This window comes from Aeromonas sp. INTO2 (genome assembly GCF_049860605.1).
Lineage (GTDB): Bacteria > Pseudomonadota > Gammaproteobacteria > Enterobacterales > Aeromonadaceae > Aeromonas > Aeromonas caviae.
The window spans coordinates 4,076,387-4,097,500 of the sequence record NZ_CP187588.1 but is presented as its reverse complement, the minus strand read 5'-3'; the positions used below and the strand labels follow the sequence as shown (position 1 = coordinate 4,097,500).

Sequence of the window (21,114 nt, the reverse complement as noted above, 5' to 3'; positions counted from 1 at the left end):
AGCTTGGCACTGAACATTGAACCTACATGTGTAGGATAGGTGGGAGGCTTTGAAGGCGTGACGCCAGTTGCGCTGGAGCCGTCCTTGAAATACCACCCTTGTATGTTTGATGTTCTAACGCAGGCCCATGAATCTGGGCCGCGGACAGTGCCTGGTGGGTAGTTTGACTGGGGCGGTCTCCTCCCAAAGAGTAACGGAGGAGCACGAAGGTTGGCTAATCCTGGTCGGACATCAGGAGGTTAGTGCAATGGCATAAGCCAGCTTAACTGCGAGACGGACAGGTCGAGCAGGTACGAAAGTAGGTCATAGTGATCCGGTGGTTCTGAATGGAAGGGCCATCGCTCAACGGATAAAAGGTACTCCGGGGATAACAGGCTGATACCGCCCAAGAGTTCATATCGACGGCGGTGTTTGGCACCTCGATGTCGGCTCATCACATCCTGGGGCTGAAGTCGGTCCCAAGGGTATGGCTGTTCGCCATTTAAAGTGGTACGCGAGCTGGGTTCAGAACGTCGTGAGACAGTTCGGTCCCTATCTGCCGTGGGCGTTGGATGATTGAAGGGAGTTGCTCCTAGTACGAGAGGACCGGAGTGAACGAACCTCTGGTGTTCGGGTTGTCACGCCAGTGGCACTGCCCGGTAGCTAAGTTCGGAATCGATAACCGCTGAAAGCATCTAAGCGGGAAGCGAGCCCTGAGATGAGTCATCCCTGACCCCTTGAGGGTCCTAAAGGGCCGTTGGAGACCACAACGTTGATAGGTGGGGTGTGTAAGCGTAGCGATACGTTGAGCTAACCCATACTAATTACCCGTGAGGCTTAACCATACAACACCCAAGAAGTGTTCTAAGGCTTGTAGCAAATACGAACGAATTACTTACATCAGCTTTCTCAGATTGAAGATTTTGCCTGGCGGCAATAGCGCAGTGGAACCACCTGACCCCATGCCGAACTCAGAAGTGAAACGCTGTAGCGCCGATGGTAGTGTGGCATTCGCCATGCGAGAGTAGGACACTGCCAGGCACCCAATACAAGAAACCCCGCTCACTCGAGCGGGGTTTTTTATTGCCTGAAATTCACGTTATCCATCCATATCTGGTTGATTTACCACCACGATTGTATCGTTATACAACCTGATCAGCACAGGGCAGCTCCATGTTGACTATCCCATCTTCCAGCTGAATATCGATCTTGAAACCGAGCCGTTTGGCCAGATTGATCATGCCGCGATTGCTGGGCATGGTCATGCCAGAGAGCTGGCCTATGCCACGCTCTCTGGCGTAGCGCACGATCTTTTCCATCATCAACTTGCCGAGTCCTAGCCCTTTCAAGTCTGAGCGGACCAGGATGGCAAACTCCGCATCCGATTGATCCGGGCTGGCAATGGCTCGCACCACTCCCAGGATCTGCTGGCTGAAAGGGCCGTCCTGACCCACGGCGACGAAGGCCATTTCCCGGTCATAATCGATCTGGGTCATGCGGGCCAGCTCCTCATGCCCCAGCTCCCCCACATCGGCGAAAAAGCGTTTGTACCTGTCTTCATCAGACACCTGCCGCACGAACTGCTTGTGGGCGGGCTCGTCTTCGGGGCGGATGGGGCGCAGCAGCACATGACTCTGATCTTTCAGCCAGGCACCCTCTTCCAGCTCGGTGGGATAGGGGCGAATGGCCAGTGGCAGCACTTGTTGCCCTCGCTCTGCCAAGACGAGCCGGGCATCCAGGATCACCATCCCTTCGCCACAGGCCTGCAGCGGGTGCAGATCCAGTTCTTGTATCTCGGGGAAGGCCAGCAGCAGCTCGGAGAGCTGGCACAGCACCTGGCCGAGGGCGTCGATATCGAGCCGTACCGGACTGGCCTGCTCGCGGATCTTGCCATCCTTGAGGGCACCAATGATCTGGTAGCGAGCCAGTGCCTGGTTGAGGGGAGGAAGAGCCGCGACCATGTCGCGGGGCTCGGCGCCGGATTCCCCGAGCAGGATGACGGGGCCGAAGACCGGATCCTGCTGCAAGCGGATCCGTAGCTCCAGACCCCCGCTGCGGCGTGCCATGCGTTGTACCAGCAGCCCTTCTATGCGGGCGCCAGGATCATGCTGACGTACCCTGTCCAGAATGGCATCCGCCGCCTGGGCGACTTCCGCCGAGGTGCGCAGGTTCAGCATGACACCGTGTACATCGGATTTGTGGGCTATGTCGGGAGATCGCAGCTTCACCGCTACGGGGTAGCCAATCTGTTCTGCAGTCAGTGCGGCCTCGATGGCATCGGAAACGATCCAGGTCGCGAGGGTGGATAGCCCGGCTGCCTGCAAGATGGGATGGGCCAGGTGGGTGTCCAGCACCCGCTGCTGGCGGTCCAGCGCTTGCCCAAGGAGCTGCTGGCAGCGCTCGACATCGAGCCTGTTGCCCTGCAGGGAGGCCGGTGTTTCCATCAACTGTTTCTGGTTGCGGCGATATTCCACCATGTGCATGAAGGCCGTGACGGCGCTTTCCGGGGTGCGATAGGTCGGGATGCCCGCCTCGTTGAACAGGCGTCTCCCCTCTTGGGCGGAGTATTCGCCTGCCCAGTTGGTCAGTATGTTGAATCGTCTGGCCCTGGGATGCTGCTTGATGAAGTCGATCAGGTTGCTGGCGAGGGTGACACCTCGGGCGGTGAGGGACGGTGCATGGATCAGCAGGATGGCATCGGCACTGTCCCCTTGGAGCAGCGTCTCGAGTGCACTCTTGTAGGCCTCGATATCTGCATCGCTGCCGATGTCGAGGGGTGGCATCGCCAGCTTGCCTCCCCGAGACAGCAGTACGTCTGCGGCCATGTTGGCGAGACCGCGCCCGTTGGAGAGGATGGCGAGCCGCTCCCCCTTGAGGGTCAGGGAGTGGCTCAGGGTCTCGACAGTGGCAAACAGTTCGTGGGTATCCCGGACGCGCAGCATGCCAGCCCGGCGGATGGCGGCATCATAGACATTGTCGAGACCGTTGGCCGGGTCGTGCCGACCGCTCTTGAGGATCAGGATGGGTTTGTTACGCGAGGCGGCACGGGCGGCGGAGAGAAAGTGCCTGGCATCGTGCAGCTTGTCCATGTAGATCAGGATGGCGCGGGTCGTCCCGTCCCGGGAGAGCTGATCCAGCAGTTGGCCAAAGTCGATGTCGCAATGATCGCCCAGGGAGATGAAGGCCGAGAAGCCGATTTCGCGCTGCTTGGCCCAATCCAGGATGGTGGTGCTGACCGCTGCAGACTGGGAGAGAAACGCCACCTGTCCCGGAGTCGCTGCAATGGGGGAAAAGCTGGCGTTGATACCCTGCCCGGGGAGCAGCATGCCCATGCTGTTGGGGCCGAGCAGCCGGATGCCGTATTGCTGGCACAGATGCTTGAGCCGCAGGCGCTCGTCAGTGGAGAACTGGGCGGCCAGTATGATGGCGGCTCCGGTTCCTTTCTTGCCGAGCTCCTCGATGAGCGGCAGTACCCGTTCGCGCCGGGTACAGACGATGGCGAGATCGGGGGAGAGGGGAAGGCTCTCTATGTCCGGATAAGCGAGCACGCCAGCGATGGCCTGGCTGCGGGGGGCTACGGGTAGTATAGGGCCCTGGAACTGACCCGCCAGCAGGTGCCGGATGACCACATGGCCTGCCTTCTGCGGATCACTGGAGGCGCCGATGACGGCGATCGAGTGAGGTTTGAAGAGCCGATCCAGGCCGCTTTGTTTCATGGGCACTCCTCGTGGTGGCCCCCGGGGCGAGGGGGACGGATGGTGCCAGTCTAATACGCTTTGCGTGCGGGTTCTGTGACCGATTGCGGATCACGATCTGGCCAGTGCGCTGGCGCGCAGATAAAAGCGCAGCTCCCCCTGAATGCATTGCACCGTGGCGAGGTGCTTGTCCTGGAGATAGATCTCCTGCTCCCGATCGAGTTCATGGCGCTGGACCCCGAGGCTTTGCAGATATTCTGCGAACAGGATGGCACTGCGGATTTCGACAAGATGCTGGCTCACGCTCTATTCCTTGATGGTGGCTGGATGGTGCCGGCCAGTGTCCCCTCTTCTCCCCCACTTTCATACTGATACATTTGACACTCACCGTGGCTCTGACGCCTGTCGGATCAGCGAAGGCCTCCCTGGCCGCGTGCGGTGTCCCAGAAGGCGCGGATCAGCGGCTCTTCCAGCCGCTTCTTGAGCACGGCGATGCCGACGTCGAACGCCTTGAGCGCCGGTTTGGGCTCGACCACACGCACCTTGTCCCCCATGGGGCTGTGATCGATGACGGCGGCAGGCACGACACCCACACCGAAGCCGAGGGCCACCATGGCGACGATGCCCTCGTTGCCCGCCACTTCTGCATAGATGTTGGGAGCTATCCCCTTGTTGCGAAACCATTGATCACAGCGCTTTCGGGCCAGCCCCTGTTCGGAGAGGATCAGCGGCAGGCGCTCCCAGTCAGGTTCGCCCTGGGGGAACCACTGACCCTGCTGGGGGGCATTGCGGGGGGCGATGAACACCAGAGGGACTTGTTGCAGGCTGGCGAATTCCAGCTTGGACGAGAGCGCATCCGGCCTCGCTGCGATGGCGAGATCGGCTTCGTCAGCCAGGATCTTGTCCACTGCCAGTGCAGGGTCGCCGGTCTCCAGCTTGATCTCCAGTTGGGGATAACGGCGACGAAAGCGTTCCAGTACCTCGGGCAGCAGAAAGTAGCTGGCGGTGACCGAGCAGAACACCCGCAGCCGCCCTTGCAGCGGCTCGTCGCTGCGTTTGAGCTCCTGTTTGAGTTGGCGCCACTCCTGCAGCAAGGCACCGCCAAACTCCCGCAGCTTGTCACCAGCAGGGGTGAGCCGCACCGAGCGGTTGTCCCGCTCGAACAGCACGCAGCCGGTCTCCTGCTCCAGTCGCTGGATGGCGCGGCTCAGGGTGGAGGGGCTGACCGCCATGGCATCGGCGCTTTTGCCGAAGTGGAGGGAGTCGGCGAGGTGTAGAAACAGTTCGAGATTGCGAAGGTCCATCTTTTTATTCCTGCGGCGTTGTCAGGCGCCCTGTAGCACGATGGCTCGGCGGCGGGAGATTGCGGGAAATCACATTTCAATTCCTGCAACGTACTGTTTCGAATATATCAGTTCAGGCAATAAGTGTCCCGCGCTATAGTGGTTTCGACAACGCCGCTATCCGGCATGGAATCAATCGAACGGAGCAATCACCATGGCTAACTATTTCAACACCTTGAACCTGCGTCAGCAGTTGGCCCAACTGGGCAAGTGTCGTTTCATGCAGCGCGAAGAGTTCGCGGACGGCTGCAACGTGCTGAAGGGCAAGAAGGTGGTGATTGTGGGCTGTGGCGCCCAGGGCCTGAACCAGGGTCTGAACATGCGCGACTCCGGGTTGGACATCTCCTACGCCCTGCGCAAGGCCGCCATCACCGAGAAGCGCGCCTCCTGGCAGAAGGCCACCGACAACGGCTTCGTGGTCGGCACCTATGAAGAGCTGATCCCGACCGCCGATCTGGTGCTGAACCTGACTCCGGACAAACAGCACTCCGACGTCGTCAAAACCGTGATGCCGCTGATGAAGCAGGGCGCTGCGCTGGGCTACTCCCACGGCTTCAACGTGGTGGAAGAGGGGCAGCAGATCCGTTCCGACATCACCGTCGTGATGGTTGCACCCAAATGCCCGGGCACCGAAGTGCGTGAAGAGTACAAGCGTGGTTTCGGCGTACCGACCCTGATCGCCGTCCACCCGGAGAACGATCCCCAGGGTGAAGGCATGGCCATCGCCAAGGCGTGGGCCTCTGCTACCGGTGGCGACCGTGCCGGCGTGCTGGAATCTTCCTTCGTCGCGGAAGTGAAATCCGACCTGATGGGCGAGCAGACCATTCTGTGCGGCATGCTGCAGGCCGGTTCCCTGCTCTGCTACGACAAGCTGGTTGCCGAGGGCACCGACCCGGCCTATGCCGGCAAGCTGATCCAGTTCGGCTGGGAGACCATCACCGAGGCCCTGAAGCAGGGCGGCATCAGTCTGATGATGGACCGTCTCTCCAACCCGGCCAAGCTGCGTGCCTTCGAGCTCTCCGAGCAACTGCGCACCCTGATGCGTCCGCTGTTCGAGAAACACATGGATGACATCATCGCCGGCGAGTTCTCCCGCGGCATGATGGCTGACTGGGCCGAAGACGATGCCAAGCTGTTCGGCTGGCGCGAAGAGACCGGTAAGTCCGCCTTCGAGAATGCTCCTGCCTATGCCGGCAAGATCGCCGAGCAGGAGTACTTCGACAATGGCGTGGTCATGGTGGCCATGGTCAAGGCGGGTGTCGAGCTGGCGTTCGAAACCATGGTGGCCTCCGGCATCTATGAAGAGTCCGCCTACTACGAGTCTTTGCACGAGCTGCCGCTGATCGCCAACACCGTCGCCCGCAAGCGTCTGTACGAGATGAACGTGGTCATCTCCGATACCGCGGAGTACGGTAACTACCTGTTCGCCAACGCTGCCGTGCCGCTGCTGCGTGAGCACTTCATGCCGACCCTGCAAGCAGGGGACCTGGGCAGTGCCCGTGCCGAGAGCAAGGCGGTGGACAACCTGGCCTTGCTGGCTGCCAACGAAGCGACCCGCAACCACCCGATCGAGAAGATCGGCCAGACCCTGCGTGGTTACATGAAGGACATGAAGCGTATTGCCGTCGGCGGTTAAGCCTTCGCTGAGCGGCATCGGAAGGGGCGGGGATGACGATCCCCGTTACTGGCTGGCTTAGACACCCGGCCTGTCGTCCGGATGATGCAAACAGACCGATTGATAGCAATAAAAAAGCCCCACTCATCGAGCGGGGCTTTTGCATTCTGGAGGGCGGGAGAATCAGGCCTTCCAGGCTTTCCAGGTGTTGATCAGGCCGTTGGTGGAGCCGTCGTGGCTGGTGACGGCCTCATCGGTGCCCAGCTCCGGCAGGATCTTGTTGGCCAGCTGTTTGCCCAGCTCCACACCCCACTGGTCGAAGGAGAAGATGTTCCAGATTGCGCCTTGTACGAAGATCTTGTGCTCGTACATGGCGATCAGGGAGCCGAGGGTTTTCGGGGTCAGCTGCTTGAACAGGATGGAGTTGGTCGGGCGGTTGCCTTCGAACACCTTGAACGGCACCAGATCCTTGACCTGCTCCAGCGTCTTGCCGGCGGCCAGGAACTCGGCCTCCACCGCTTCCTTGCTCTTGCCGAAGGCCAGGGCCTCGGTCTGGGCGAAGAAGTTGGCCAGGAGCTTCGGATGGTGGTCACCGATGGGGTTATGGCTGATGGCCGGCGCCAGGAAGTCGCAGGGGATCAGCTTGGTGCCCTGATGGATCAGCTGGTAGAAGGCGTGCTGGCCGTTGGTACCCGGCTCACCCCAGATGATGGGGCCGGTCTGGTAGTCCACCGGATTGCCGTCGCGGTCCACGTACTTGCCGTTGGACTCCATGTTGCCTTGCTGGAAGTAGGCAGGGAAGCGGTGCATGTACTGATCGTACGGCAGGATAGCTTCGGACTCGGCACCATGGAAGTTGTTGTACCACAGGCCGATCAGGGCCAGCAGTACGGGCACGTTCTGTTCATAGGCGGCAGTGGCGAAGTGCATGTCCATCTCGAAGGCGCCTTGCAGCAGGGCCTCGAAGTGCTCGAAGCCGAGGGAGAGGGCGATGGGCATGCCGATGGCGGACCAGGAGGAGTAGCGGCCGCCGACCCAGTCCCAGAACTCGAACATGTTGTCGGTGTCGATGCCGAACTCGGCAACGGCCTTGCCGTTGGTCGAGAGGGCGGCGAAGTGCTTGGCAACGTGGGCCTTGTCACCGGCATGACCGAGGAACCAGTCGCGGGCGGTCAGGGCATTGGTCATGGTCTCCTGGGTGGTGAAGGTCTTTGAGGCCACCAGGAACAGGGTGGTTTCCGGATCGATCTTCTTGAGCGTCTCGGCGATGTGGGTGCCGTCGACGTTGGAGACGAAGTGCATCTCCAGGTGATTCTTGTAGGGGCGCAGGGCCTCGGTGATCATGACGGGGCCCAGATCGGAGCCACCAATGCCGATGTTGACCACGTGCTGGATGGCCTTGCCGGTATAGCCCTTCCACTCGCCACCGATGACCTTCTCGCAGAAGCCCTTCATCTTGGCCAGTACGGCGTTCACTTCCGGCATCACGTCCTTGCCGTCAACCTCGATGGGACGGTCGGAGCGGTTGCGCAGGGCGGTGTGCAGTACGGCGCGTCCTTCGGTCATGTTGATCTTGTCGCCGTTGAACATGGCGTCGATGGCGCTGCGCAGATCGGTCTCGCCAGCCAGGTTCACCAGCAGCTTGAGGGTCTCTTCGGTGATCAGGTTCTTGGAGTAGTCGACCAGGATGTCGCCACCGAAGGTGAGGGAGAACTTGTCAAAACGCTTGGGATCCTGTGCGAACAGATCCTTGAGACGCATCTCCTTGTTGGCTGCAAAATGGGCTTCCAGTGCCTGCCAGGCCTGGGTCCGGGTTGGATTGATATTTTTCATAGGATTATCAGTCTTCCAAGTTGTGTTTGAACCTTGCAGGCAAGGCTCCCGCCAAACCTTATTATGCGAGCATTATACCGGGCACTCCGTGCGCCCCGTGTAACAGAGCATTACCAATTGTCTGCAACGAGGGAGTGTACAACCAAAACAGTGCGATTATGAGTCACTCAGTACCCCGGGATCTTGCGTTCGCGCATGCTTGTTCGGGTTGAAAAGGCTTTCATTTCAAGGGGAGCGCGGCCGTGGCTCTGGAAAGCTGGCGTGACAGATCAAAGGGTATTCAACAGACGCTCATCGGACGGTTTTTTGAGCAGGCGCAAATGGTGGGCAACAGACGCTGGCTACCATATGAGCCGAATGGACGAGATCTCCCAGGGATGGCCAAGGTATGGAATCAATGGTGTGGAATGAGGAGATCGAGATGAAAGCCCTGTTATCCCTGTTTGCCCTGAGCCTGATCGCCACCGGCCTCATCGGTTTGCTGACCCTGACGCTGGCCAATGCGGCGCCGACGCTGGAGATCCGCGTGTTGGCGGTGATCGGAGCCGTGCTGGGGGGCTATGTGCTGATGCAGCCCCTGCTCAACCGGGTCGCATGTCGGCTGGGGTGAGAACGCAGTGCTATCTGGTGCGCAAGACCGGCCTGTGGCCGGTTTTTTTCATGTCACAGAAGGCAGAAACGACAGTGCCAGCCCGAAGGCTGGCACTGGAGAACGCACACCGAGGATCAATCCGCCGTCTTTTGCATGTGGACCACACGCTGGGGGAAGGGGATCTCGATGCCCTCGGCGTCGAAGGTGAGCTTCACCTTCTCGTGGAAGTCGAACCAGACACCCCAGTAATCACCGGTCTTGACCCAGGGACGCACCACGATGTTGACTGAGGAGTCGGCCAGCGCGGCAACGGCAATGGTGGCTGCCGGCTCCTTCAGGATGCGGGGCTCTTCGCTCACCAGCCGCTCCAGGATCTGTTTGGCCTTGCGGAGATCCGAGCCGTAGCCGATGCCGAAGGTCATGTCGACGCGGCGGGTATCCATGCGCGAGTAGTTGACGATGGTGCCGTTGAGGATGGCGGAGTTGGGCACTACCACCATCTTGTTGTCACCCGAGGTGAGGGTGGTGGTGAAGAGCTGGACCGATTGCACAACGCCATTGGTGCCTGCCACCTCGATGAATTCCCCAGCCTTGATGGGGCGGAAGATGATGAGCAGGAAACCAGCGGCAAAGTTGGAGAGAGAGCCCTGCAGCGCCAGACCGATGGCCAGACCGGCGGCACCGATAATGGCGACGAAGGAGGCGGTCTGCACCCCGACCCGGCCCAGGGCGGCGATCACTACGAACACCAGGATGGTGTATTTGAGGATGCTGCCGACGAAGTGGGTGACGGTGGTGTCCAGCTTGCGGGTCTGCATCACCTTGACCACGCCACCGCTGAGAAGGTTGGCGGCAATGTAACCGACCAGCAGGGTGATCAGGGCGGCGGCGATGTTGACCGCATACTCGATGATCAGTCCCTGGTTGTTGGTCAGCCAGGTCTGTGCTTCGGTAATGATCTCGGGTTCCATAGGATGTCCTGTTGGTGTGAAGATTTATGGCAGATGAATCTAACACTTGAGCGCGACAAGCTGGGTCGCATCTGGTGCTTGTCTCTTCTTTTGTGCCACAAAAAGCAAGGGAGGCCAAGGCCTCCCGTTTTCTCACAACCCTGCTGGCGCAGGGACGCTCGGCATGTGCGCACTCAGCTTTGCAGCTGCTGGCTGCGGATGAACTGCCACTGATCTTCAAACCCGGCGGTGGGGTTGATTGTGAGCTCGGAGCAGACGTGCATTGGTTGATGCGGTCTGCTGGCTCAGCTTTGCAGCTGCTGGCTGCGGATAAACTGCCACTGATCTTCAAAGCCGGCAGTGGGTTTGATTTTGAACTCGGAGCGGACGTGCATTGGTTGATGCGGTCTGCTGGCTCAGCTTTGCAGCAGCTGGCTGCGGATAAACTGCCACTGATCTTCAAACCCGGCGGTGGGCTTGATTTTGAACTCGGAGCGGACGTGCATTGGTTGATGCGGTCTGCTGGCTCAGCTTTGCAGCAGCTGGCTGCGGATAAACTGCCACTGATCTTCAAAGCCTGCAGTGGGCTTGATTTTGAACTCCGAGCGGACGAACTGGCTGATGCGGCCCTCGGTATAGGCCAGCAGCAGGTTGGCCAGCATGGTCTCGTCGAGCTGGAAGCCCTGGCCTTCCCGCAGCCGTTTCTCGCGCAGTACCTGCTTGATCTGGGTCTCCAGCTTGTCGAACAGAATGCTGATGCGATCCCGCAGCCGATCGTGTTCGCCCAGCAGGGCATCGCCATTGAGAATGCGGGTGATGCCGGGGTTGCGCTCGGCGAACACCAGCAGCAGCTGCAGTATGTGATGGCAGCGGGCCATGGTGTCCTTCTCTTCGGCCATGATCAGGTTGACCCGTGACAGCAGGGAATCCTCGATAAAGTCGATCAGCCCCTCGAACATCCTCGCCTTGCTGGGAAAATGCCGGTAGAGGGCCGCCTCGGACACGCCCACCTCGGCCGCGAGGCGTGCCGTGGTGATACGCTGGCCCGGGCTGGTTTCCAGCATGTGGGCGAGTGCCTGCAGGATCTGATCGCGCCGACTCTGTTTCTGGTTACTGCTTGCCATGGATTCCCCTAAAAAAAACAATGGCTTGATTCTATTATTTGGCACGTGCCCCAGGGGGCCGTGTGGTCTTGTTATTGACGACCAGAAGAACCAAACCCGCCTTCACCCCGTTCACTCTGATTGAATTCGTCGACCAGTTGGAAGCTGGCCTGTACCACCGGCAGGATCACCAGCTGGGCGATGCGCTCGCCAGGCTGCATGGTGAAGCTGTCGTTGCCACGGTTCCAGACCGAGACCATCAACTGACCCTGGTAGTCGGAGTCGATGAGGCCGACCAGGTTGCCCAGCACGATGCCGTGCTTATGGCCGAGGCCGGAGCGGGGCAGGATGGTGGCGCACAGACCCGGATCCTGGATGTGAATGGCCAGCCCGGTCGGCACCAGCGCGGTGTCACCCGGGGCCAGGGTCAACGGTGCATCCAGCAGGGCGCGCAAGTCCATGCCAGCGGAGCCCGGTGTGGCGTAGGCGGGCAGCGGGAAGTCGGTGCCGATGCGGGTATCCAGGATTTTCAGTTCAATTTGTGTCGTCATGAATCTTTTTCAATTGGATCGCCTGGCGATCGGGTGGTACTGCGGGAGCCTGCGGGTTCCCGGCATGTTCAATGGGCTCAGGGTCGATAATGGCGTGCAATCAGGGCGACAAGATGACGGGCCAGCGTCAGCTTATCGGCCAGGGGCAGGGCGGCTTGACCCCCTTGCCAGAAGACGGTCAGGGCGTTGTCATCGGCATTGAAGCCCTGGCCTGCACGGGACACATCGTTGGCGGCGATCATGTCCAGCCGCTTACGTCGAAGTTTGTCGAGGGCGTATTGTTCCACATCCACGGTTTCGGCGGCAAATCCGACGGTGAAGGGTTTGTCTGACAACGCCCCCACATCGGCGATGATGTCGGGGTTTTTGACCAGGGTCAGCTGCATTTGGTCGTTGTCGCCGGTCTTCTTGATCTTTTGCTCGGCCACCTGGGCGGGACGGTAGTCGGCGACGGCAGCGCAGCCGATAAAGAGGTCGCACTCACCGACCCGGCTCATCACCGCTTCGTGCATCTGCAGGGCACTCTCCACATCGATGCGGGTAACGCCGGCCGGGGTGGCCAGTGCCACCGGGCCGCTCACCAGGGTCACCTCCGCGCCCGCTTCGCGCGCGGCGCGGGCGATGGCGTAGCCCATCTTGCCGGAGCTGTGGTTGCTGATATAGCGCACCGGATCCAGCGCCTCGCGGGTCGGCCCGGCTGTGAGCAGCAGCCTGACGCCTGCCAGGAGTGGCTCGGCGGCGAGCTGCTGGCAGCAGCGTTCCACCAGTTCCAGGGGATCCAGCATCCGGCCCGGGCCCACATCGCCGCAGGCCTGGCTGCCGGAATCCGGCCCCCACAGCTGAATGCCGCGTTCGGCGAGGGTCTGGAGGTTGGCCTGGGTGGCGGCGTTGCGGTACATCTGCTGGTTCATGGCTGGCGCCAGGGCGACAGTCGCCGGGGTGGCAAGGCAGAGGGTGGTGAGCAGCTCGTCCGCCATGCCGGCGGCCATGCGGGCCATCAGGTTGGCGCTGGCGGGGGCGATCAGCACCAGATCGGCCCACTTGGCCAGTTCGATGTGGCCCATGCCCGCCTCGGCAGCCGGGTCCAGCAGACTGTCGGCCACCGGGTGGCCTGAGACGGCTTGCAGGGTCAGCGGGGTGATGAACTCCTTGGCGGAGCGGGTCATCACCACTCGCACCTCGGCCCCCTGATCTTTCAGGCGACGTACCAGTTCGGCACTCTTGTAGGCGGCGATCCCGCCACTGACACCCAACAGGATGCGTTTATCGGCCAATCTCATCTGCTGCTTCTCTTCCGGCTCACTCTGACTGGTCGGCTAAGATAGCACAGGCAATGGGTGGCGACAGAGGCTGACATGGGGGAGTTGTGGTCGGGCTCGCGGGATTCTTTGCTATGTTTTCTCTCAATAGCAATGAGGGAGAGACAAATGAGCATCAAGGAGTGGCCAGAAGAGGAGCGCCCGAGGGAAAAGCTGCTGCGCCGAGGGGCGGCGACGCTCTCCGATGCCGAACTGCTGGCCATCTTCCTGCGCACCGGGGTCAGTGGGTTGAGTGCGGTGGATCTCTCCCGCCAGTTGTTGCAGCAGTTTGGTTCCCTGCGGGCACTGCTGGGAGCCGAGCAGCAGGATTTTTGTGGCGCTCACGGGCTGGGACCTGCCAAGTATGCCCAGTTGCAGGCGGTGCTGGAGATGGGGCGGCGCCATCTGGCCGAACAGTTGCAACGGGGAGAGGCGCTCACCTCGCCAGGGCTCACCCGTGACTTTCTGCAAGCCCAGTTGCGGGATCGGGGGCGGGAGGTGTTCGCCCTGCTGCTGCTCGACAACCAGCACAGGGTCATCCGGTTTGTCGAACTTTTTTACGGCACCCTCGACTCGGCGAGCGTCTGGCCCAGAGAAATCGTGCAGATCGCGCTCAAACATAATGCAGCCGCCGTGATTCTGGCGCATAATCACCCGTCCGGCGTGGCCGAGCCCAGTCGGGCGGACCGCCAGATCACGGATCGGATCCTGGCCGCCCTGGCCCTGGTCGATATCAGAGTGCTTGATCACCTGGTGATCGGTGATGGCATCACGGTTTCTTTCGCAGAGCGTGGTTGGTTGTGACTGGGCTCTGGCACTGTATTAGTTGATCTTTGATCACGGATGCTGTATAAAATGCCGCCTTCTGTTTGCCCCGCAATCGAAGGCCAGCGGGGCAGATATTTGCTCGAGCAATGAAGTAAGATTTGGAGAGACTGACATGTCTAGAGTATGCCAAGTAACCGGCAAGCGCCCGGCAGTTGGTAACAACCGTTCGCACGCTAACAACGCTACCAAGCGTCGTTTCCTGCCGAACCTGCACACTCACCGTTTCTGGGTTGAGAGTGAAAAACGCTTCGTGAGCCTGCGCGTATCCGCAAAAGGCATGCGTATCATCGACAAGCGCGGCGTTGAAGTGGTTCTGGCTGAACTGCGTGCCAGCGGCGTTAAGGTATAAGGAATTAGATCATGGCTAAAGGTATTCGCGATAAGATTCGCCTGAACTCCAGCGCCGGTACTGGTCACTTCTATACCACTACCAAGAACAAGCGCACCATGCCCGAAAAAATGGAGATCAAGAAATTTGATCCCGTGATTCGTCAGCATGTGATCTACAAAGAAGGCAAAATCAAGTAATTACTTGGTTTCGCTGCAAAAACCCGGCCTCGTGCCGGGTTTTTTTATGGCTGGAATTCAGTACACTGCCGATTCGAAGGGAGGCTAGCCATGTTCAAACTGAGCCGCAAAGGCTGGAACAACGTGATCATCGTGGTCGTGTTGATCGTCATTACCCTGTTGCACCGGCTGGAGCAGGCCCAGCAGGAGAACAGTGCCAAACGCGCGCGTCCGCTGTTGCCGGAGAGTGCCGTGGTGCTGACCTGGCAGGGGCCGAGCTGGCAGATAGAGCGTATCGGCCAGGGCTGGCGCAGCGCGCCGGATCTGGGGCTTGGCAGCACCCAGCTGGCGGCCCGCATCGAGGCGTGGCAAGGCTGGCTGCTGCCCCCCGGCGAGCCCGTGCGCGGCACCCCGGTGACCCTCAAGATCTGGATCGCCGGACAGAGCGATCCGGTGGAAGTCGGGCTCTATCAGGACGACGGCAAGTTTGCCGCCCTGCTGCCCTCCTCGACCTGGCTCAGCTTGAGTCAGGCGCAATACCGTGACCTGATGCGTCCCATTCCCTGAACGAGAGATCGCCCATGCCTGAATTACCGGAAGTCGAAGTCAGCAGCCAGGGCATCTCCCCCTGGCTTACCGGCATCAAGGTGACCCGCGTGGTGGTGCGGGACGGCCGCCTGCGCTGGCCCGTGCCCGGCGAGATCCAGGAGCTGGTGGATCTCGTCATCCACCGCGTCAGCCGCCGCGCCAAATACCTGTTGCTGGAGACCGACTTCGGCACCGCCATCCTGCATCTCGGGATGTCCGGCAGCCTGCGGGTGCTGGACATCGGCACCCCGGCCGAGAAGCACGATCACGTGGATATCGAGCTGGCCAACGGCAAGCTGCTGCGGCTCAACGATCCGCGCCGTTTTGGCGCCCTGCTGTGGACCCGCGAACCGGCCGAGGCCCATGCCCTGCTCGTCAAGCTGGGGCCGGAACCCCTCACCGATGCCTTCCATGCCGATTACCTGCGGGAGAGGGCGAAGGGGCGCAGCACCGCCATCAAGCAGTTCCTGATGGACAACCACGTGGTGGTCGGGGTGGGCAACATCTACGCCAACGAGGCGCTCTATGCCGCCGGCATTCATCCCAGGCGGGCGGCGGGCAACATCAGCGCCGAGCGGCTGGGCACCCTGGTGAGCGAGATCAAACGGGTGCTGGCCGAAGCCATTCGCCAGGGGGGCACCACCCTCAAGGATTTCACCAGCGCCGACGGCAAGCCGGGCTATTTCGTCCAGCAGTTGCAGGTCTATGGCCGCGGGGGGCAGCCCTGTTTCCACTGCCATACCCTGCTCACCGAGGTGAAGATGGGCCAGCGAACCACGGTGTTCTGCTCCCACTGCCAACGCTGAAAGAGGGATTTTTGAGCCGGAACCGGCCAAGTTGTAAGAGAGTATTTCCGGTCTGTTGATGCGGCGTCAGCCCATGACTACTATCTCGCCAGTTCAGGCTGCGAGGTAATAAAATGACAGCTAAATCAATAGACTGGGAACAGTTATCCCGGCAGGGACACTATTGTGCCCACGATATGGCCCGCTTCCTCTATCCCGAAGACAGCGCCCGCAAGACCTTCAATCGCGGCAAGTTTTTGCTGCGCAGTCTGCTCTACCGTGCGCAGTTGAACCGGGTATTCGAGCTGTTCCAGAGCGCCCCCCTGCGGGCGCTTCCCGCCCGCCACCCCGAGCTGCTCGACAAGCCGATGCGCCCCTATCGCTTCGCCTGCTCGACGGTGAACCAGCGGGTCAAGATGGTGGAGGATCACTACCGCCTGCTGCTGGGCCTGTACCCCGAGCTCATCGACCCGCTCTATCTGGGGGAGGGGATAGTGCTGGGCCATTATCCCGATGGCGGCTGGCGCATCGTGCTGCGTCACGACGGCACCTTCCGCCGGGAGGCGGAGCTGGCGCTCTCCATCGTCAACGCGCGGGGGGAGCGACTCTACAGCTGTGCCTTCTCCCTGGCGGGCAGCGAACAGGAGCTGGCCCTGGTGATCGGGTCGGTGCAGGGGCCGGAGCCCTGTGTCGAGCAGCCCCAGGAGCAGGTGCGGGCATTGACCCGGGCGGGTCAGGGTCTGAGACCCAAGTCGCTGGTGGTGATGCTGGTGATGGCGCTGGCCGGGGCCATGGGGGCCCACCGGGTCTGTGCGGTGCGCATGAAGGCCCACATCTTCCAGGCAAGACGGTACAGCAAGAAGAAGAAAGCCTGCCTGCAGGCGGACTACGACGAGCTGTGGCAGGAGTTTGGCGCCCTCGATCAGGATGCCAACTTCGTGCGGCTGCAACCCGTGGTGCGCAAGCCGCTGGAGGAGGTGGCCGCCAAGAAGCGGGCCATGTACCGGCGTCGCTACGAGTGGCTGGACGGGCTGGAGCGGGCGATCCGCCAGCAGTTTGCCCACGGCTAGGCGTGCAGTGCGTTGATGCAACAAGGGCTACCCGCGGGTAGCCCTTGTTCGTTTCGGCCCATCAGGGGAGGGGATTAGCGCTGCTGCTTGGCGGCAATGGCCTGAGCCACCAGGGGGTCGACGAACTGGTGGATGTCGCCACCGTGCAGCGCCACCTCCTTCACCAGGGTGGAGGAAATGAAGGAGTTCTCCTCGGCCGGGGTGAGGAAGACGCTCTCCAGCTCCGGCATCAGGCGGCGGTTCATGTTGGCGAGCTGGAACTCGTATTCGAAGTCGGAGACGGCGCGCAGGCCGCGGATCAGCACGTTGGCCTGCTGCTCCCTGGCAAAATCCACCAGCAGGCCGGAGAAGCCCACCACCTTGACGTTGGGCAGGTGAGCCGTCACCTGCCGGGCCAGTTGAACGCGCTCCTCGAGATCGAACAGCGGCCGTTTGCTCGGGCTGTTGGCCACCCCGACCACCACCTCGTCGAACAGTCTGGCGGCGCGGCCAATGAGATCGGTATGGCCGTTGGTGATGGGATCGAAGGTGCCGGGATAGATTACCTTGTTGGTCATGCTGCTGATTCCTGAAACCGGAAAACTGGTCGCATTATAGGGGTTGTTGTCGGTTTGTCGCGACCGGGATGGCGCGGATTTCTGGCGCTGATCGGCGGCCGGGGTCGCACAAATCGGGGCCCCGTGGTGTCTTCGCTTGAGAATCGCCCTGCATCAGGCAAGAATACCCGCATCGCGCATCAAGCCTCCTTCGCTGGTGACAGGGAGCATAGGGATTTTTTATGAAACGTATTCTGGTAGTCCGCAATGACAAGATTGGTGACTTCATGCTGGCGTGGCCGAGCTTTGCCATGCTCAAGCGCTCCATGGAGTGTCATGTGACTGCCCTGGTTCCCGCCTACACGGCGCCCTTGGCCCGCCTCTGCCCCTGGATCGACGAGATCATCCTGGATCCGGGTGCCCGGGCCGACAAGGAGCAGCAACGCGCCCTGCTGGCGCGTATCAAGGCGGCCGCCTTCGATGCCTCCATCTGCCTCTTCTCCAACACCCGCAATGCCAAGCTGGTGTGGAAGGCGCATATTCCCTACCGGCTGGCCCCGGCCACCAAGCTGGCCCAGGTGCTCTACAACCAGCGCCTGGTGCAGCGCCGCTCCCGCTCCCAGAAGCCGGAGTACGAATACAACCTGGATCTGGTGCGCCGCTTCCTCGCCGATCAGCATCAGACCGTGGTAGAGCCACAGGGCCCCTACCTCGGCTTCGACCCCGAGAGCCTGCTGCAGGTGCGCGAGCAGGTCGCCGCCCGTCTCAGGCTCGACGCCAGCCGCCCCTGGCTGATGGTGCATGCGGGCAGCGGTGGCTCGGCCAACAACCTCTCCATCGAGCAGTACTCGCGCCTCATCATCAAGCTCAACCAGGCCTGTCCCGAGTTGCAGTGCGTGCTGACGGCAGGCCCGGGGGAGGAGGGGAAGGCGGAGCAGTTGGCGGCCGAACTGCTGGCCCATGGGGGCAACGGCTGGATCTATCGCTCCGACGAGGGGCTGCCGAAGTTCTGCCAGGTGATGGCCAACGCCGCCCTGTTCGTGGCGGGCAGCACGGGCCCCCTGCACATCGCCGCGGCCATGGACGTGCCGACCGTCGGCTTCTTCCCGGCACACCGTTCGGCGACGCCGCTGCGCTGGCGGCCGCTCAACGGCGAGGGGCGCCATCTGCCCTTCAGCCCGCCGGAAGACAGTGACCACCCGGAGGACATGAGCCAGCTCGATCCCAAGGCCATGGCGGCAGAGATCGCCCGCTGGGCCCCGCCCTTCTGGCGCGCCGAGCGCTGAGAGCGCACACAGAACATACAGACAGGGTCCCGCGGGGCCCTCTCTTGTATGGGGATGCGCCCTGCAGGCAGACCGGCCGACCGGGCGTGGCTCCCGACAGCCCATTGATGGGCCTGCCCGGGCTCCGGGCAGGGGAAACCTGTCGGTATAAGCCGGAGTCGGGTCATGTTGCCAATATCCATGCATTCGGCTTATAGCGGCCAGTTTTCGTCCGTGGCGCCCGGGTTTGCGCCGTGAGCGGCCCCGCGAGGGCTGCGCCCGCTCCATGGCAATGGGGTTCGCCCCTTGTCCCGCTGGAATAAGGGGTGAGTGATTAATGGGATGTTTGAGGCGCGATGCCCTATTTCGGCTGCTGGGGCTGCTGGCGAACCCAGAGATCGGCGTATTTGACGAAGGTGGAGTGGGCGGAGAGGATGGCCAGCAGCAGGCCCTGCTTGCCGTCGAGGAAACCGGCCTTGAGCAGGTACATCTTGAGGAAGCAGCCGACGGCGTGGACCAGTCCCTGGCCGAGGGATCCCTTCTTGCCGCGGGCGGTGCGCTGATCGGCCCATGCGCGGGCATAGCCGGCGGATTTGACCAGGTAGTGTTCCAGATCCCGGTAGGTGTAGTGGAGGAGGTCGCCCTGCAGGTTGACGATCTTCATGTTGGCGCGCACCTCCACCTTCTCGTGTACCAGCGCCTCGTTGTAGCCGGTCAGCGCCTTGGGGTAGAGGCGCAGCACCCGATCCGGGTACCAGCCGCTGTGGCGGATGAAGCGGCCGAACACCCAGGAGAGGCGCGGGATGGAGTAGATGGTGTCGCTGGCCGGGTTGGCCATGACCCCCTGGATGGCTTCCCTGAGTTCGGGGGTGAGCCGCTCGTCCGCGTCCAGCCACAGCACCCATTCCGACTGGACATGGGACTGGGCGAGGCGGCGCTGACGGCCGAAACCGGGCCAGGTGGTGTTGACGAAGAAGCGGGCGCCAAATTCGGCGGCGATGGCCGGGGTGTCATCCTGACTGCCGGAGTCCAGGATGACGATTTCATCCGCCAGGCCTTCGAGGGAGGCGAGGCAGGCACGGAGGTTGTCGGCTTCGTTCTTGACGATCAGGACGGCCGCCAGGGTCGGTTTTTTCACAGGCAAGGGACTCTTGTTGGTGCCCGGCGGGCGGGTCATGCTCGGATTGGCGCCCATTCTAGCCTAAAACCTCGCGCGGGGCATGACCCGAGGGCCCGGTGGGCCCGCTTTTGAATGCGGGGGAAGGGGGATCTCTGCTACCCGGCAGTCGGTGGCCCAGGGCACGCCGTGTCCGGGTCGAAGAGGGCCTCAGGAGGGATGCGCGGGGGAGCAGATCCTGCCAGGGAGGCGGTTTGCGGGAGCAGACGGGTATCTTCTGTTATTTCTTCGGCCTTTCTTGGGGCATAATCTCGCCCAGTAATGATCAACAGCCGGGCCAGTCCCGAGAGAAGACGCGCGATGAAGATATTGGTGATCGGCCCCTCCTGGGTCGGCGACATGGTGATGTCCCAGAGCCTCTACAAGGCGCTCAAGAGCAACCACCCGGGCAGCGAGCTCCATGTGATGGCGCCGGCCTGGTGCGTTGCGCTGCTGGAGCGCATGCCCGAGGTGGACAAGACCATCCCCATGCCGCTTGGCCACGGTGACTTCAAGCTGGGGGCACGCCGCCGCCTTGGCAAGCAGTTGGCCACGGAGCAGTACGATCAGGCCATCATCCAGCCCAACTCCATGAAGTCGGCCCTCATCCCCTGGTTTGCCAGGATCCCGGTGCGCACCGGCTGGAAGGGGGAGCACCGCTTCGGTCTGCTCAACGACATGCGCAGCAACAAGCAGGCCTTCCCGCTGATGGTGGAAGGCTATGTGGCTCTGGCCTACCCCAAGGGGCAGATGAAGAGTCGGGACGACATTCCCGCTATTCCCCATCCCTCCCTGCACGTGGATCTCATCAACCAGGGCAAGGCGCTGGAGCGGCTCGGCCTGAATCGTGCCCGCCCCGTGCTGGTACTCTGTCCGGGGGCCGAGTTCGGCCCGGCCAAACGTTGGCCGGAAGGGCACTACGCCGTGGTGGCGCAAAAGCACCTCGACGAGGGATGGCAGGTGTGGATCTTCGGTTCGGGCAAGGACGTGGACGTGGCCAACACCATCCGCGATCGGATCAACCCCCTGTCGCGCCCCAACTGCCACGTGCTGGCGGGCAAGACCAGCCTGCACGAGGCGATCGACCTGATGGCGCTGGCCGGTCGGGTCATTGCCAACGACTCGGGCCTGATGCACGTGGCGGCCGCCCTCAACCGGCCGCTGATCGGCGTCTATGGCTCCACCTCGCCCCTCTATACCCCACCGCTGGCGGACAGGGTCGAGATCGTCCACACCGACATCGAGTGCCGCCCCTGCTTCAAGCGCACCTGCAAGTTCGGCCACCTCAAGTGCCTGATCGAGCTAATGCCGGAACAGGTCATCGAGGCGGGAAATCGGCTGGAGCGTGGGGAAACGGCAGATCTGACCATAGTGCTGCAGCCGGTGGAATCCTCCGCTGCTGAACCAGGTAATAGCTAGC

General features: G+C 61.8%; 19 protein-coding genes, 2 rRNA genes and 1 pseudogene (1 of these 22 running past the window's edge). 12 read left to right on the top strand and 10 right to left on the bottom strand.

Annotated features, from left to right (window positions below):
- Nucleotides 1-824: ribosomal RNA gene (locus ACPW74_RS19375) — 23S ribosomal RNA — on the top strand (it extends 2,065 nt beyond the left edge of the window).
- Nucleotides 825-905: 81 nt separating this feature from the next.
- A 5S ribosomal RNA gene (gene rrf, locus ACPW74_RS19370) occupies nt 906-1,020 on the top strand.
- Between the two features lie 101 nt (nt 1,021-1,121).
- Here rrf and ACPW74_RS19365 read toward each other — a convergent pair.
- The 3 genes from ACPW74_RS19365 to ilvY form a co-directional block, all read right to left on the bottom strand.
- On the bottom strand, nt 1,122-3,695 hold the full coding sequence (locus ACPW74_RS19365; protein ID WP_425858442.1) for a GNAT family N-acetyltransferase: 2,574 nt from the start codon (nt 3,693-3,695) through the stop codon (nt 1,122-1,124).
- A gap of 90 nt (nt 3,696-3,785) precedes the next feature.
- The gene (locus ACPW74_RS19360; RefSeq protein WP_042878337.1) at nt 3,786-3,977 is read right to left on the bottom strand and encodes a hypothetical protein; all 192 of its coding nucleotides are present in this window, start codon (nt 3,975-3,977) and stop codon (nt 3,786-3,788) included.
- 107 nt (nt 3,978-4,084) lie between these two features.
- Nucleotides 4,085-4,978 carry an HTH-type transcriptional activator IlvY gene (gene ilvY, locus ACPW74_RS19355; RefSeq protein WP_010676123.1) on the bottom strand — a complete coding sequence of 298 codons (894 nt, stop codon included), beginning with the start codon at nt 4,976-4,978 and terminating at the stop codon, nt 4,085-4,087.
- Between the two features lie 193 nt (nt 4,979-5,171).
- Between ilvY and ilvC the strand changes: the two genes are divergently transcribed.
- A complete protein-coding gene (ilvC, locus tag ACPW74_RS19350; RefSeq protein ID WP_039041087.1) occupies nt 5,172-6,653 on the top strand; it encodes a ketol-acid reductoisomerase in 1,482 nt (493 codons plus the stop codon).
- 162 nt (nt 6,654-6,815) lie between these two features.
- On the opposite strand, the gene pgi is transcribed toward ilvC, so the two are convergent.
- Entirely contained in the window at nt 6,816-8,465 is a 1,650-nt protein-coding gene (gene pgi / locus ACPW74_RS19345; RefSeq protein ID WP_039040994.1) for a glucose-6-phosphate isomerase, read from the bottom strand.
- A gap of 421 nt (nt 8,466-8,886) precedes the next feature.
- Here pgi and ACPW74_RS19340 point away from each other — a divergent pair, with 421 nt between their 5' ends.
- Nucleotides 8,887-9,075, top strand: a complete 189-nt coding sequence (locus ACPW74_RS19340) for a holin (protein WP_201902076.1) — start codon at nt 8,887-8,889, stop codon at nt 9,073-9,075.
- A gap of 116 nt (nt 9,076-9,191) precedes the next feature.
- On the opposite strand, the gene ACPW74_RS19335 is transcribed toward ACPW74_RS19340, so the two are convergent.
- The 4 genes and pseudogenes from ACPW74_RS19335 to coaBC form a co-directional block, all read right to left on the bottom strand.
- The gene (locus tag ACPW74_RS19335) at nt 9,192-10,028 is read right to left on the bottom strand and encodes a mechanosensitive ion channel domain-containing protein (RefSeq protein ID WP_039040993.1); all 837 of its coding nucleotides are present in this window, start codon (nt 10,026-10,028) and stop codon (nt 9,192-9,194) included.
- Nucleotides 10,029-10,423: 395 nt separating this feature from the next.
- Nucleotides 10,424-11,131, bottom strand: a pseudogene (gene slmA / locus ACPW74_RS19330) (nucleoid occlusion factor SlmA).
- A gap of 71 nt (nt 11,132-11,202) precedes the next feature.
- Entirely contained in the window at nt 11,203-11,661 is a 459-nt protein-coding gene (gene dut, locus ACPW74_RS19325; protein ID WP_324041000.1) for a dUTP diphosphatase, read from the bottom strand.
- A 77-nt stretch (nt 11,662-11,738) separates the two neighbouring features.
- Entirely contained in the window at nt 11,739-12,941 is a 1,203-nt protein-coding gene (gene coaBC / locus ACPW74_RS19320) for a bifunctional phosphopantothenoylcysteine decarboxylase/phosphopantothenate--cysteine ligase CoaBC (RefSeq protein ID WP_042879081.1), read from the bottom strand.
- Nucleotides 12,942-13,088: 147 nt separating this feature from the next.
- Here coaBC and radC point away from each other — a divergent pair, with 147 nt between their 5' ends.
- The 6 genes from radC (at nt 13,089) to ACPW74_RS19290 (ending at nt 16,737) form a co-directional block, all read left to right on the top strand.
- The gene (radC, locus tag ACPW74_RS19315) at nt 13,089-13,763 is read left to right on the top strand and encodes a RadC family protein (RefSeq protein ID WP_039040991.1); all 675 of its coding nucleotides are present in this window, start codon (nt 13,089-13,091) and stop codon (nt 13,761-13,763) included.
- A gap of 136 nt (nt 13,764-13,899) precedes the next feature.
- A complete protein-coding gene (rpmB, locus tag ACPW74_RS19310) occupies nt 13,900-14,136 on the top strand; it encodes a 50S ribosomal protein L28 (protein WP_005307492.1) in 237 nt (78 codons plus the stop codon).
- An 11-nt stretch (nt 14,137-14,147) separates the two neighbouring features.
- Entirely contained in the window at nt 14,148-14,315 is a 168-nt protein-coding gene (rpmG, locus tag ACPW74_RS19305; protein WP_005323752.1) for a 50S ribosomal protein L33, read from the top strand.
- Nucleotides 14,316-14,405: 90 nt separating this feature from the next.
- The gene (locus ACPW74_RS19300) at nt 14,406-14,861 is read left to right on the top strand and encodes a hypothetical protein (RefSeq protein ID WP_041212007.1); all 456 of its coding nucleotides are present in this window, start codon (nt 14,406-14,408) and stop codon (nt 14,859-14,861) included.
- 14 nt (nt 14,862-14,875) lie between these two features.
- Nucleotides 14,876-15,688, top strand: coding sequence for a bifunctional DNA-formamidopyrimidine glycosylase/DNA-(apurinic or apyrimidinic site) lyase (gene mutM / locus ACPW74_RS19295; protein ID WP_425858441.1), 813 nt, complete (start codon nt 14,876-14,878; stop codon nt 15,686-15,688).
- A gap of 176 nt (nt 15,689-15,864) precedes the next feature.
- Nucleotides 15,865-16,737 (top strand): VirK/YbjX family protein, encoded by an 873-nt coding sequence (locus ACPW74_RS19290; protein ID WP_160838236.1) that lies wholly within the window; start codon nt 15,865-15,867, stop codon nt 16,735-16,737.
- A 74-nt stretch (nt 16,738-16,811) separates the two neighbouring features.
- Here the strand turns inward: ACPW74_RS19290 and coaD are convergent, their stop codons facing one another.
- Complete coding sequence (coaD, locus tag ACPW74_RS19285; RefSeq protein WP_045522755.1) at nt 16,812-17,294, bottom strand: pantetheine-phosphate adenylyltransferase; 483 nt, start codon at nt 17,292-17,294, stop codon at nt 16,812-16,814.
- Nucleotides 17,295-17,515: 221 nt separating this feature from the next.
- On the opposite strand from coaD, the gene ACPW74_RS19280 reads away from it, so the two are divergent.
- The gene (locus ACPW74_RS19280) at nt 17,516-18,559 is read left to right on the top strand and encodes a glycosyltransferase family 9 protein (protein WP_010676109.1); all 1,044 of its coding nucleotides are present in this window, start codon (nt 17,516-17,518) and stop codon (nt 18,557-18,559) included.
- 340 nt (nt 18,560-18,899) lie between these two features.
- Here the strand turns inward: ACPW74_RS19280 and ACPW74_RS19275 are convergent, their stop codons facing one another.
- Nucleotides 18,900-19,676, bottom strand: a complete 777-nt coding sequence (locus ACPW74_RS19275) for a glycosyltransferase family 2 protein (RefSeq protein ID WP_010676108.1) — start codon at nt 19,674-19,676, stop codon at nt 18,900-18,902.
- Between the two features lie 339 nt (nt 19,677-20,015).
- Here ACPW74_RS19275 and waaF point away from each other — a divergent pair, with 339 nt between their 5' ends.
- Nucleotides 20,016-21,113 carry a lipopolysaccharide heptosyltransferase II gene (waaF, locus tag ACPW74_RS19270; protein ID WP_160838224.1) on the top strand — a complete coding sequence of 366 codons (1,098 nt, stop codon included), beginning with the start codon at nt 20,016-20,018 and terminating at the stop codon, nt 21,111-21,113.
- The last annotated feature ends 1 nt before the right edge of the window (nt 21,114 follow it).

What these genes read in the sequence shown, in the direction of transcription:
- ACPW74_RS19290 (WP_160838236.1), top strand. Translation starts at nt 15,865, where the DNA reads ATGGCCCGCTTCCTCTATCCCGAAGACAGCGCCCGCAAGACCTTCAAT.
- radC (WP_039040991.1), top strand. Translation starts at nt 13,089, where the DNA reads ATGAGCATCAAGGAGTGGCCAGAAGAGGAGCGCCCGAGGGAAAAGCTG.
- ACPW74_RS19335 (WP_039040993.1), bottom strand. Translation starts at nt 10,028, where the DNA reads ATGGAACCCGAGATCATTACCGAAGCACAGACCTGGCTGACCAACAAC.
- ACPW74_RS19300 (WP_041212007.1), top strand. Translation starts at nt 14,406, where the DNA reads ATGTTCAAACTGAGCCGCAAAGGCTGGAACAACGTGATCATCGTGGTC.
- ACPW74_RS19365 (WP_425858442.1), bottom strand. Translation starts at nt 3,695, where the DNA reads ATGAAACAAAGCGGCCTGGATCGGCTCTTCAAACCTCACTCGATCGCC.
- coaD (WP_045522755.1), bottom strand. Translation starts at nt 17,294, where the DNA reads ATGACCAACAAGGTAATCTATCCCGGCACCTTCGATCCCATCACCAAC.
- waaF (WP_160838224.1), top strand. Translation starts at nt 20,016, where the DNA reads ATGAAGATATTGGTGATCGGCCCCTCCTGGGTCGGCGACATGGTGATG.
- ACPW74_RS19340 (WP_201902076.1), top strand. Translation starts at nt 8,887, where the DNA reads ATGAAAGCCCTGTTATCCCTGTTTGCCCTGAGCCTGATCGCCACCGGC.
- rpmB (WP_005307492.1), top strand. Translation starts at nt 13,900, where the DNA reads ATGTCTAGAGTATGCCAAGTAACCGGCAAGCGCCCGGCAGTTGGTAAC.
- rpmG (WP_005323752.1), top strand. Translation starts at nt 14,148, where the DNA reads ATGGCTAAAGGTATTCGCGATAAGATTCGCCTGAACTCCAGCGCCGGT.
- coaBC (WP_042879081.1), bottom strand. Translation starts at nt 12,941, where the DNA reads ATGAGATTGGCCGATAAACGCATCCTGTTGGGTGTCAGTGGCGGGATC.
- mutM (WP_425858441.1), top strand. Translation starts at nt 14,876, where the DNA reads ATGCCTGAATTACCGGAAGTCGAAGTCAGCAGCCAGGGCATCTCCCCC.
- ilvY (WP_010676123.1), bottom strand. Translation starts at nt 4,978, where the DNA reads ATGGACCTTCGCAATCTCGAACTGTTTCTACACCTCGCCGACTCCCTC.
- ilvC (WP_039041087.1), top strand. Translation starts at nt 5,172, where the DNA reads ATGGCTAACTATTTCAACACCTTGAACCTGCGTCAGCAGTTGGCCCAA.
- dut (WP_324041000.1), bottom strand. Translation starts at nt 11,661, where the DNA reads ATGACGACACAAATTGAACTGAAAATCCTGGATACCCGCATCGGCACC.
- ACPW74_RS19280 (WP_010676109.1), top strand. Translation starts at nt 17,516, where the DNA reads ATGAAACGTATTCTGGTAGTCCGCAATGACAAGATTGGTGACTTCATG.
- pgi (WP_039040994.1), bottom strand. Translation starts at nt 8,465, where the DNA reads ATGAAAAATATCAATCCAACCCGGACCCAGGCCTGGCAGGCACTGGAA.